The sequence below is a fragment of the Vibrio sp. qd031 genome (assembly GCF_002100145.1).
Lineage (GTDB): Bacteria > Pseudomonadota > Gammaproteobacteria > Enterobacterales > Vibrionaceae > Vibrio.
In genome coordinates this window covers 56,405-68,147 of record NZ_JXQD01000024.1, presented here as the reverse complement: position 1 = coordinate 68,147, position 11,743 = coordinate 56,405, and the positions used below count along the sequence as shown (strand labels likewise).

Below are 11,743 nucleotides of genomic sequence, written 5' to 3'. Positions count from 1 at the left end.
CTCATTTAAACCATGAGGCAGCAGGGTTTGGCAAGTGCTTTTTGTGTGAGGGCGCTGACTAGAGTAGGGGACTGAACAAAAAGAATGCTCGTTCTAAGAAACGATGGGTAAAGCTACGCTTTGACCAATCTTCTTTATCAAGTTGATGGGACTGTTCTATGTATTGACGTTGTAACCACACCATCTCTTCGGTGAAAGCTTTATCATCAACCACCAAAGTGACTTCAAAATTCAACCAAAGACTGCGCATATCTAGGTTAACGGTGCCTACTAAACAATAGGTATCGTCAATGACAACCGATTTAGTATGCAATAGTCCCCCATGAAATTCGTAGATTTCGACTCCTGCAGATAACAATTCCGCGTAATAGGCGCGACTGGCCCACTGAACCATGATGGAGTCATTCTTTTGAGGGATGATGAGTCTCACCTTAACACCACGTTGTGCCACTGTACGTAGGACTTCGAGTAACTCTTCGCTCGGAACAAAGTAGGGGGTAGTGATGGTAACACTCTTGTCAGCTCGACTGATCGCAATGCCGAGAACTTGTTGGATTAGATTGTGCGGCATACCCGGCCCGGAAGGGACCACTTGTATAGGGTGCAATTCCTCGAGTGTCTCAATGTGGCATTCAGGATGAGAAGGTAAAGACTGTATCCCGGTTTCTGCTTCCCAATCCCACGCATGTATGGCAGCGAGGACATTTACCGCAGGGCCTTTAACACGGATCATTATATCAACCCACTCCCCGACACCAGCGTTTTGTTTAAAGCAGCTAGGATCAACTAAATTCATCGAACCGGTATAGGCAATTGCGTCATCAATGGCGATGATTTTTCGATGAAGTCGTAGATCGAGACGTCGTAAAAATGCTCGCATAGGATTCACTTGCAAGGCTTGTACGACATTAACCCCTGATAGTTTAAAGCGCTTTGGCCAGTCACTTCGAAAAAACGAAAGGCTCCCTGCTGAATCGAGCAGCACTTCAACCTTGACCCCTCGTTGGGCTGCATTCATCAGGGCGCGCGCGACATTGTCCGCTAAGCCGCCAGGATGCCAGATATAAAACTCCATTCGCACATGGGTTTGAGCATTATCAATATCGTCAACAATGGCACCTAAAATGCCTTTGGGTGTGGTCAGCAGTGAGAGTGTGTTAAAGCCAAGTGCCGGAATATCCATACGGTTAGTACATAGATGATCGATATGGGCGATTTGTGTCGGCATTTTATCGGGTACGTGCGCAGCGCAATCGTGCAGTTGGTTAAACCATCCGCGATACGCTTCGAACATCTGATCGGCACGTTCCCCTCGTTTACGTCCAAGGTTAAGTTCACCTATGAGGAAGTACATGATCACGCCAAGTACTGGAAGAATGTAGATGATCATCAGCCAAGCCATTGAAACACTGACTGATCGTCGTTTTATGACCACACGTAAGGTGACACCTGCAACAAGTACCCAGTAAAGGCCAATTCCAGTTAATGTGAGTACTCGGTAAAATTCTTCCATTGATAAGCTTTTGTCGTTGTTCGCTTTTTTAGATTCTAATGCCAAATGAGAGGAAAAGCAGACTGTTTTGATCAGAAACTTGACTCAGAAGTGAGGCAAGGTGAAAAACATGTCAAATATTGTTTCAGGATGTTAATTGACGGCTCAATAAATGAGCTGAGGTGAATATTTCAACACGATCTGTCGAAAATTTGAGCTAGCGCGGCAATATATACCATTGCCGCTTTCAATTTTAATTCGAAACTGTTTTACTTGCACCTATTGAGCGCCGATACAAATTTTATGAAGTGTAAATCAAAATTTACACCCTCTTTTGGACGCCCATGACACATTGCAATACACAACAATATTTTTGGAGTTATAGTGGCTACTACACCTTCTGCCCCACGTGATAATTGGGGTTCCAGACTTGGATTCGTAATGGCAGCAGCCGGTTCTGCTGTTGGCTTGGGTAACATTTGGAAGTTCCCATACACCGCTGGTCAAAGCGGTGGTGGTGCATTCCTCATGATTTACCTGTTGTTTGTTATTTTTATTGGCTTTAGCGTTATGCTGACAGAGTTTGCGATTGGTCGTAAAACTCAACGCAGTGCAGTTGGTTCTTTCAAATCAACGGACAAACGCTGGACCTTTGTAGGCTTTATGGGCGTGCTAAGTGGTTTTCTGATTATGGGCTTCTACCCTGTAGTTGGTGGCTGGTCGCTTGCGTACATCTTTAAAGTTGGCGGCGGTTTGCTCAACACACCTGAAGCAATCGGTGATAGCTTTGGCGGCTTTATATCTAACCCTGTTCAACCCCTTATTTGGATGGGTATCTACATTGCACTAAACATTGCGGTGGTGATTAAAGGTATTTCTGGTGGTATCGAAAAGGCTGGTAAGGTTCTTATGCCACTTTTGTTCTTGATCCTAATCGTTGTGGCTGTGAAGGGACTGTCTCTTCCGGGTGCAAGCGCGGGGCTGGAATTCCTGTTTAAACCAGACTTCTCTAAAGTAGACAGCTCTGTAGTACTTGCTGCTCTTGGCCAAGCGTTCTTCTCGTTAAGCCTTGGTATGGGTGCGATGATCACTTACGGCTCTTACCTAAAGAAGAAAGAGAACCTAGTTCAAACGACTGCGATGGTTGTTTCTATGGATACAGCGGTTGCTATCCTAGCTGGTGTGGCAATGTTCCCAGCAATGTTTGCATTCGCGATTGAACCTGCTGCTGGTCCTGGCCTAGTATTTGTTGTCGTACCTCAGCTATTTGCTGAAATGGGCGGAACAATTGGTTTACTGTTCGCAATGATGTTCTTCATTGGTCTAACGGTTGCGGCACTGACTTCATCAGTATCACTTCTAGAAGTTGTGGTGTCTTATCTTATCGATGAAAAAGGCCTGTCACGTAAGACTGCGGTATTCGGCGCAAGTTCTATCATGGCTGTAATGTGTATCTTTGCATCGCTATCGCTTGGCGGCTTAGGTCCAACAATCTTCGGCACGGGTGCATTTGATGTATTTGACTTGCTAACTGACAAGGTCTTCCTAGCGGTTGGTGGTATGTTTATCTGTATCTTCGCTGGCTGGCGTATGAACCGTAGCGATCTAGAAAAAGAGATCACTAACGACGGTGAAGTATCGTTCCCACTATTTGGTCTATGGTACAACCTAGTTAAGTTTGTTATCCCATTTGCAGTTGCGATTGTGGCTTACATGGGTATCAGTGGTGGCTTTGAGAGCGGTCAAGGCCCTATCATGCTGCTAGGTATTGCAATCATAGCGGTCATCGCTTTGGTTTCGAAAAAGCTTTAATTACTCATTGAGAGTAAAATAGTGAAGCGGAGATGCTGTAAGCATCTCCGCTTTTTTTATATAGTGTGCTGCCATTTGGCATTTACAGCGCGACAGAAAATATTATGTTTACATTGATCCATCAACACCCTGACTTTGTCGTGGTCAACAAACACCCCGGTGTAAGTGTTCATAAAGATGACAACGAGCACGCCTTCATTGACTATGTTGAGCGAACCTTACAGATAGAAAAGCTATTTCTAGTGCACCGTTTAGATAAGATGACCTCTGGTTTGCTACTGTTGGCGACATCGAGTGCGGCGTGTGCAGTATTGGCTCAGCTTTTTTCCTCACGGCAAATCAACAAATACTATGTTGCGATCAGCGACAGTAAGCCGAAGAAAAAGCAGGGGCTTATTTGTGGTGACATGCAAAAATCGAGACGCAGTGCTTGGAAGCTGTTAAAAACAACACATGATCCTGCTGTAACCCAATTTTTTTCAACCAGCGCCGGTCAAGGGCGTAGGCTGTTCATTTGCAAACCCTATACGGGGAAAACCCACCAAATTCGCGTTGCGCTTAATTCCTTGGGTTCGGCCATTTGTGGTGATGCTATCTATCAACCAAATATCGCAGGCAATGTCGACCGGGGCTATTTGCATGCTTTTCAATTGCACTTTTCGTATCTAGGTGAAGATTGGCAGTTCGAGTGCAACCCCAGCGAAGCCGAGAACATGGGGGAGCTTTGGCATGCGCCGGAGGTGAAAGTGGCACTAGCCCAGTGGCAGTCTCCTGAAACGCTCAATTGGCCGAAGCTACCTGCTCGCTTTAATTAGTGAGTTTTTAACTGTTTAAAGAGATTTTTATGACTACTCCTTCTCTTACTATTCTTATCGACATTATTGATAAGGCACTAGAGCAAGACGCTCAGCACCACCGCCGTCTTTTCCATGGCCGAGGCCGCACACATGCTGGGTTAGAACAGATTACTGTGGACTTAATAGCCGACCAACTTGTGGTGTCCCTTTTTAAGCCTGAAGAGCAGTCTGATTTAGACTTTCTGAAGCAGGCATTACTCGAGCGTTATACAACGTTGTGGAATGAACGATACACCCTCACTGCCTTACTTTTACAGTATCGTTATTCTGGAGCGCCGCAGATGGAATGTTTGGCCGGTGACGTCAATCTGCACCCCGTCTTTGTTGAAAACGGCTTAAGTTATCAACTGACGCTTGGAAAGAACCAAAATAGCGGATTGTTTTTTGATATGAAAAACGGACGGAAATGGGTTCAAGCACAGTCAAAAGGCCAGCGAGTCCTTAACTTGTTTGCCTATACATGCGGGTTCTCCGTTGCCGCAATTGAAGGAGGGGCCGACCTTGTTGTTAATGTCGATATGGCAAAAGGTGCATTGTCCACAGGACGCGATAATCACCGTTTGAACCAACAACCCCTAGAGCGAGTAAAGTTTTTTGGTCATGATATTTTTAAGTCGTGGGGAAAAATTAAGAAGTCAGGTCCTTATGACTTAGTGATCATCGATCCTCCTTCTTTTCAAAAAGGCAGCTTTGCATTAACCACCGATTATCAAAAAATATTGCGTCGTCTCGAGTCACTCACGACACCAGATGCTAAAGTGCTGGCATGTGTTAATTCGCCCGCGGTGACCAGCCAGTTTTTAATTGATGGAATGGCTGAACACGCGGCAGAATTCGTTTTTGAGTCGCGCATTGACAACCCAACAGAATTTGCTGATATCGATGAAGAAGCGAGTTTGAAATCGCTGATATTTAGCAGCAAGTCCTAAATTGGAACACCCAGAGGTAAGTATGCAAAACGTAGCAATATTTGTAGATGTACAAAATGTGTATTACACGACACGTGATGCATTCGGACGGCACTTCGATTACAACGCATTTTGGCGAACCGTAAGTAAAGAGTTCAATATTGTTGAGGCCAATGCTTACGCCATCGCTAGCTCAAACCCAAAGCAGCGTCAGTTTCACCATATCTTGAGAGGGATAGGTTTTAATGTAAAACTTAAACCTTTTATTCAACGCTCGGACGGCAGTGCTAAAGGCGACTGGGATGTCGGTATCACCATTGATGTATTAGAGAACGCCATTACTCAGCAAGTTGATAAGATCATTTTGGTCTCCGGTGACGGTGACTTTGATCTACTGGTTAAGCGTGTGCAAGAGCATTATGGTAAAACGGTGGACGTGTATAGCGTTCGTGCACTATCGGCGCAATCCCTCATTGAGCAGTGTACTCGCTACACAGCCATTGATGATTCGCTACTACTCTAAACCGACTCAGCGTGTTTTATGGTGTGATATCCGTACCAAATTCGCGTCATCGTGGTGAAAAAGCACATTAGCGCAAAAACCGCCGCGATGAGTGCGAAATGGTTAGGCAATAAACACATTAGGATAAAGCAGCTTATGGTCTCAGTGCCTTCTGTTAACCCGCTCATGTAATACAGCGATTTATTTTGATACACCGGATTGGCGAGCTTGTAGCGACTCGCCATGATCGCAAAAGATAAAAAGCTAGTACCGGTGCCCACAAACGAAAAGATCAACACGGCCCCAGCGATTGCATTGCTTTCAGGACTTGCGAGTACAAACCCAAGTGGGATACTTGAATAAAACAAGAAATCTAGACTGATGTCTAAAAAACCTCCAGAGTCACTAATGCCTGTTTGCCTTGCAACTGCACCATCAATCCCATCAAATATCCTGTTAATCAATATAAATACTAACGCCCAAAGATAGTGTTCGGTTGCAAGCAATGGTAACGCAACCGCACCCAACGCAAAGCCAGCTAAGGTCACTTGATTCGCTGTAATTCCTTTCTGATGAAGATGATAACCGATAACATTAAGCGGTTTTTTAATAACAGCAATCGCGTACCTATCCAGCATCTTGCACTCCTAACTTAATGAGACGTTGTGCGTCTGGGACATCTTCAATATCGTGGGTGACCATGATCGCTGGAAGTTGATGAGTGCGTATTTGCCCAAACACCCATTGGCGAAACTCGTCTCTTAAATGTTTATCCAGTTTACTAAAAGGTTCATCAAGTAATAATGCACGGGGCTTAGCCATTAAGCAGCGCAGCAGGGAGAGACGTGAGCGCTGCCCACCCGAAACCTGATCTGCAGAGGACTCGGCTAAGTGCTCCAGTCCAATTTCAGAGAGCGCAGCGATCGCGGCCTGGCGACGGTCTTTCCCTTTTACAGAATTGGGTAACGCAAAGGCGAGGTTTTGCCAGATGTTCAAATGTGGAAACAGCAGATCGTCTTGGAAGAGCATTCCTACGTGGCGAAGATGCGGCTCTAAATCACACAGCTGCGTGTTATCTAAACTGATATGACCTGAATAGGTGAAATCAGGATGCAAGTGGCCGGATATGACTTTCAACAGCGTTGATTTACCACACCCACTTGGCCCCATTAAACTAAACACTTCTCCGGATTCAACAGAAAAGCTTATAGGATCAAAGAGTGGATCCCCGTTTTTAGGATTTATTTGTAGGGACTGTATTGAAAGTGTCATCAGACGCTCGCTGTTGGTGAGAAGTTAAAGTTGATTTACGTGAGCTTACGGCTCGTTTTGATGCGCTTTTATTGAGCCAGACGCTGGCGGCCATCGCGATGGAGTAAAATATTAAAGGCAATAACGTCTGCCAAAGGCCGTATATTGCCATAATGCGTCGGTCGCTACCGCTGGTTAACGCTACGGCTTCCGTGGTAATTGTGGCAATGCGTCCCCCACCGAGCATCAGTGTCGGCAAATACTGCGCAAGGCTTACGCTTGCACCAACTGCCCAAGCAAACAGCAGAGGCGGTGCGAGTAAGCGACACTTAACGGCAATAAAGGTGTACAGAGGACTTTTACCAAGGCTCAAGCTGACCTGGCTATATCGCTCTTCATAGGCCAACCACGGCCCTTTAAGTGATAAATAGACATAGGGTAGGGCAAAAAACAGGTGAGCCCAAATGACCCAAAAAAGATGGTTATCAGGTGCGATGACTAACGCCGTTATCTGCAACCCAAACAATAACGACAACTGCGGAATGACCAGTGGGATCAAAATTACGATGAGTGGCAGTTTGAAGCGTCCTTTGGACTGCAGTTGGAGTAATGTCGCAGTCAACACTGTTGCCACGGCGGCGGTGATGAACGCAAGCAGTGTGGAGTCCCAGAGTGTGGTCGAAAGACTGTGCCATTCGTTTTGCCAAAACTGCCATGACCAACTCGTGGGCATGATGTCAGGAAAGCGCCAACGTTTTGCCACGCTCCATACTACCAATAGGGGAATGATAAACAGATACATGATCTGTATGAACCGGTAAGGTGTATTGCCGACGGTCCATAGTGCTTTTTTGCCAGAAAACTGCCACGAGTTCCATCGGTTTAGCAACGCTTTTTCTAGTAGCCAGTACGCTGTTAACGATAGCAACGTGACGATGGCAAGCAACACTGCTCCTGACGCGGCGCGTGGAAGTAACTCTAATTGCGGCTCGTTAAACCATTGCCAGACAAGCACGGCAAACGAAGTGGGTTGTGTTGGGCCAATGATCAATGCGACGTCAACGACACTAATGCCATATGCCAACACCGAAAAAATCGCAAATCGCATTTTTGGAAGCCAGATCGGTAAGATCACTTTCCACCAAAATTGTGACTTGGAGTATCCCAATCCCGACGCTACAGGAAGTAGCTTGGCGTAGGGTATTTGTGACAGTACAGAGAGACTCATTAACAGTAGAAAGGGTGTTTCTTTCAAGATCAATATAAAAATGAGTCCAATGCCATAAGGGTCTTTAACGAACCACTCAAAGAACTGACTATCGCTAAATAGTGGCTCGATTATTCGAGCAATAAAGCCTGTTGGTGCCCAAAGCAGCGCAAACCCGATAGCAAATCCCACATGAGGAAATGCCAACATTGGACTTAACCATCGCAGCAGGGACGTCATGCGATGACTGTCCCAACTGCGATGCAGTATTGAAAAACAGAAATAGACCGAGAGTACTGTGGAGACAGTTGCCGTCACTATAGTAATACTAAGAGAACGCTCGACACCGGGCCATTGCCAAACCATGTTCCAATAGTCGATCCCGACGTGATTGAGACCAAGCATCGGCATATAACCTAATGCCGATGCTATGACGCCAAATATTCCGGGGATCAGCGGTAAAATTGATAGCGAGGCAATGAGCCATCCAAGTGTCCGGTACATCTTTATCCGTTATTATTGATTGTAGCGCTTTAACCACGCTTGCTCGAGAGCGGTTTGCCAGCTTGGGTGTGGCTCTGGTACCGATTTATGCAGCTTGGTTTTAGCCGCACTCCCCGTCAAAACAGATTGCTTTAATACCGATGGGTCACCCCAAATCGACAGATCGCCCTTACGTGATTGTGCTTCTGGGCTCAATAAGAAGTTGATTGCCACTAAAGCACCAGCCTTAGACTGAGCATTCCATGGGATCGCCATAAAATGAATGTTAGACAGTGCACCAGATTGCATTGCGTATGACGCGGTGCTTTCTGCGAGTGTACCGTTTTCTTGCGCCGAAAATACCGCATTAGGGTTAAACGAAATGGCAAGGTCTAGCTCACCATCATCAAGCAGTTGTAGTGTTTGCGCTGTGCCTGATGGAAATTGTTTACCTGCACGCCAACTATTTGGGTGAAGCTCGTCTAGATAGCTCCATAAAGGTGCTGTAAACGCGTCAAACGTTTGCTCATCAACCGGTTGTTGCAACTGTGGATCGTTATTGGTTAGTTCAATAAGCACGGCCTTAAGGAAGCTGGAGCCGTGAAACTCTGGTGGCTTAGGGTAGCTAATTTTTCCAGGGAATGCTTTTGCGTAACTCAGTAGTTCGGCATAGGTCTGAGGTGGGTTATTGAGTGTTTGTTGATCATGAATAAACACCAGTTGCCCCACACCCCAGGGTGCTTCTAAGCCGAGTGTTGGTTCAGAAAAGTCACTGTCTACTGGAAGATCTAGGTTTACATGTTGCCAATTCGGCAGTGAAGGCGCAAAAGGTCCAAACAGCAGTTGGTTGTTTTTCATCGACTTAAAGTTTTCGCCGTTGATCCATACCATGTCTACTGAGCCGCCAGTGTGATTGTTCGCCGCTTTTTCTGCCAACAGTTTTGCGCCTGTTTCCGCAATGTCGGCAACTTTCACGTGCTTTAGTGTCACGTTATATTGAGATTGTAGTTGTTGGTCGGCCCATTTTAAGTAGTTATTGATCTCTTGGCTGCCGCCCCATGCGTGAAAGTATACTGTTTGGTTTTGGGCTTGTTCAATGACAGCATCCCAGTTGTTAACGTCCGGATTTGTAGCAGAGACTGCGGTGGAGATTGCCAGCGACAATCCAGCAATGAGTAGAGTTTTTTTCATGGTTTCCTTTCCAAGATTGATTGGTCTGTTAACAGACCGTGCTTTCTAGCACTTTCTTTCACCGTTTGTCATTTTTAAATCGTTGAGCTGTCGAAAACGATAGACAGGCTCTAGACGAATAGTACTAGAGCCTTTTTAGCGTATGAGGATTAAGAGCCTGCTGCACTAGGGTTGCAGGTGCTGTCGCTAATTAGCTCGTTTACGGTTATTTGACCACGGCTGTTGCGAATACGAATTTCATACACTAATCCTTGCTTCAACGTTGTTAGGATCTCACTGTTGCTGCAGTAATACTTTTCGGCTTGTTGATATAGTGCTTGTGCAGACAACGTCGAATCGCCAGCGTAAAGCATTTCTAAGATAACTCGATTTTGCTTAGCCTGGGCGCGAACAATAGACAGCGAACCATAATTGACTGGAAGACCGGAAGAGAGTATCTCGGCTCTACGATCGGCCAGTAATTCGAGTTCACGTTGTTGATCCATTTGAGAAGAGCAGCCGACGCTGATTATTGCGGCGGCAACAAGCAACGTACGCCCTACGAATCTGAAGACGCTGGTCACTAGAGCACCTTCTTAAAGGGTTTGACGATCACACTGCTATAGACGCCAGCTTCTACGTAAGGATCGGAGTTTGCCCATTGCTGAGCGTGTTCTAACGAGTCGAACTCCGCAATCACGGTTGACCCCGTAAATCCCGTTTCGCCCGGGTCTTCAGTATCCAATGCAGGCATTGGGCCTGCAGTCAGCAAACGTCCTTGGTTGCGAAGCGCTTCCAGTCGAGACAAATGCTCTGGGCGCACTGACTGGCGAAGTGGCAATGAATTTTCTACATCAGTTGCAAAGATGACGTACCACATAAGTCATTCCTTATTCTTAGTTAGTCGTTAATCTGGTTTAATAGGTCTTGGTCGGCCGTCATCATCAATGGCGACGTAATTGAATGTGGCGTCACAAACCATGTAACGCTCACCCATTCCTGCATTGCTCACAGGCCTTACCCACACTTCTAGGTCAATCGACATAGAGGTTCGACCTATTTTAGCGCATTTACCGTGACAACATACGACCGCGCCCACAGAAACGGGACGTTTAAAGGTCATACTTGAAACTGATACCGTAGCAATGCGTCCACCGGAAATCTCCTTGGCGAGCATGCCACCTGCTAAATCGAGTTGAGACATTATCCAACCACCAAAAATATCGCCATTGGCGTTAGTGTCGGCGGGCATGGCTAATGTTCTGAGTAGCATTTCACCGTTGGGTGACTTGGTCGATACCTGTTCCATTATTCTTCTGATTCTTCCTTTGGTAAATGTTTGAATATGTACACCCCAGTAATGAGCGTAAACAGTAGTGTCCCAATCAGTAACCCAAAGACTTTAAAGTTGACCCACACGTCTAACGGTAACTGAAAGGCTATATAGATATTGAGAAGAGCCGCAGCGATAAAAAAGCCTACCCACATCCAGCTAATACGTTTCCAGACATTCTCTGGTAGCTCGATTTCTTTCCCAAGCATGCCCTTGATTAATGGTTTTCCCATCCAATCGGATACAACGAGCGCACCGGCAAAAAGGGCATACACAATAGTCACTTTCCATTTGATGAAATTAGCATCTTGTAACGCCAGAGTCATGCCACCAAACACCGCAATCATCACTAGGGTAACCCATTGCATCTTTTCGACTTTTTTATAAATAAGGTAAGTGATCAGTACTTGCACAGCTGTTGCGGCGATCAATGCCCCGGTCGCAACGTATATGTCAAAAAACTTATACAGTACAAAAAATATCACTAGGGGTAAAAAGTCAATCAGCTGTTTCATCATAAAACTGCAATATAGAGGGTTAACTTCAGTCTAACAAGGATTGAGAATCAGTCCAACCTAACTCGCGAAACACTGTGTCGAATCATTTTGTACAAACGGGGAAAGAAGTAGCTAAACACCAACAGACTCTGTAGAGCGATATTTTTATGTTTTATTTGAGGCTGTAACTTTAGCAATTGCTAATGAAAATGACATATATATCTGAAACTT

At 45.7% G+C, this 11,743-nt stretch carries 13 protein-coding genes; 4 read left to right on the top strand and 9 right to left on the bottom strand.

Annotation, left to right across the window (positions count from 1 at the left end; all coding sequences use genetic code 11):
- Positions 1-58: 58 nt before the first annotated feature.
- Positions 59-1,513 (bottom strand): cardiolipin synthase, encoded by a 1,455-nt coding sequence (cls, locus tag ST37_RS09025; protein WP_084885607.1) that lies wholly within the window; start codon positions 1,511-1,513, stop codon positions 59-61.
- A gap of 363 nt (positions 1,514-1,876) precedes the next feature.
- Between cls and ST37_RS09020 the strand changes: the two genes are divergently transcribed.
- The 4 genes from ST37_RS09020 (at position 1,877) to ST37_RS09005 (ending at position 5,592) form a co-directional block, all read left to right on the top strand.
- Positions 1,877-3,304, top strand: a complete 1,428-nt coding sequence (locus tag ST37_RS09020; protein WP_084885605.1) for a sodium-dependent transporter — start codon at positions 1,877-1,879, stop codon at positions 3,302-3,304.
- Between the two features lie 104 nt (positions 3,305-3,408).
- Positions 3,409-4,119 (top strand): TIGR01621 family pseudouridine synthase, encoded by a 711-nt coding sequence (locus tag ST37_RS09015; RefSeq protein ID WP_084885603.1) that lies wholly within the window; start codon positions 3,409-3,411, stop codon positions 4,117-4,119.
- A gap of 29 nt (positions 4,120-4,148) precedes the next feature.
- Positions 4,149-5,090, top strand: coding sequence for a class I SAM-dependent methyltransferase (locus tag ST37_RS09010; protein WP_084885602.1), 942 nt, complete (start codon positions 4,149-4,151; stop codon positions 5,088-5,090).
- A 22-nt stretch (positions 5,091-5,112) separates the two neighbouring features.
- Positions 5,113-5,592 (top strand): NYN domain-containing protein, encoded by a 480-nt coding sequence (locus ST37_RS09005; protein ID WP_084885600.1) that lies wholly within the window; start codon positions 5,113-5,115, stop codon positions 5,590-5,592.
- Here the strand turns inward: ST37_RS09005 and ST37_RS09000 are convergent.
- The 8 genes from ST37_RS09000 to ST37_RS08965 all read right to left on the bottom strand — a co-directional run bounded on the left by ST37_RS09000 (position 5,589) and on the right by ST37_RS08965 (position 11,530).
- A complete protein-coding gene (locus ST37_RS09000) occupies positions 5,589-6,209 on the bottom strand; it encodes a CDP-alcohol phosphatidyltransferase family protein (protein ID WP_084885599.1) in 621 nt (206 codons plus the stop codon). The two genes, ST37_RS09005 and ST37_RS09000, sit on opposite strands and share 4 nt — an antisense overlap.
- On the bottom strand, positions 6,199-6,843 hold the full coding sequence (locus ST37_RS08995) for an ATP-binding cassette domain-containing protein (RefSeq protein ID WP_084885597.1): 645 nt from the start codon (positions 6,841-6,843) through the stop codon (positions 6,199-6,201). Before ST37_RS08995 ends, ST37_RS09000 begins: the two co-directional genes overlap by 11 nt.
- Positions 6,806-8,533: a thiamine ABC transporter permease gene (locus ST37_RS08990; RefSeq protein ID WP_143698172.1), complete on the bottom strand. Its 1,728-nt coding sequence runs from the start codon at positions 8,531-8,533 to the stop codon at positions 6,806-6,808. The genes ST37_RS08995 and ST37_RS08990 overlap by 38 nt, the downstream gene beginning before the upstream one ends.
- Before the next feature lie 12 nt (positions 8,534-8,545).
- Complete coding sequence (locus tag ST37_RS08985) at positions 8,546-9,703, bottom strand: ABC transporter substrate-binding protein (RefSeq protein WP_084885594.1); 1,158 nt, start codon at positions 9,701-9,703, stop codon at positions 8,546-8,548.
- A gap of 149 nt (positions 9,704-9,852) precedes the next feature.
- On the bottom strand, positions 9,853-10,266 hold the full coding sequence (gspS2, locus tag ST37_RS08980) for a type II secretion system pilot lipoprotein GspS-beta (RefSeq protein WP_242426269.1): 414 nt from the start codon (positions 10,264-10,266) through the stop codon (positions 9,853-9,855).
- On the bottom strand, positions 10,266-10,562 hold the full coding sequence (locus ST37_RS08975) for a YciI family protein (protein ID WP_084885593.1): 297 nt from the start codon (positions 10,560-10,562) through the stop codon (positions 10,266-10,268). The genes gspS2 and ST37_RS08975 overlap by 1 nt, the downstream gene beginning before the upstream one ends.
- Before the next feature lie 27 nt (positions 10,563-10,589).
- Positions 10,590-10,991, bottom strand: a complete 402-nt coding sequence (gene yciA / locus ST37_RS08970; RefSeq protein ID WP_084885591.1) for an acyl-CoA thioester hydrolase YciA — start codon at positions 10,989-10,991, stop codon at positions 10,590-10,592.
- Positions 10,991-11,530, bottom strand: coding sequence for a septation protein A (locus ST37_RS08965; RefSeq protein ID WP_084886621.1), 540 nt, complete (start codon positions 11,528-11,530; stop codon positions 10,991-10,993). The genes yciA and ST37_RS08965 overlap by 1 nt, the downstream gene beginning before the upstream one ends.
- Between the last annotated feature and the right edge of the window lie 213 nt (positions 11,531-11,743).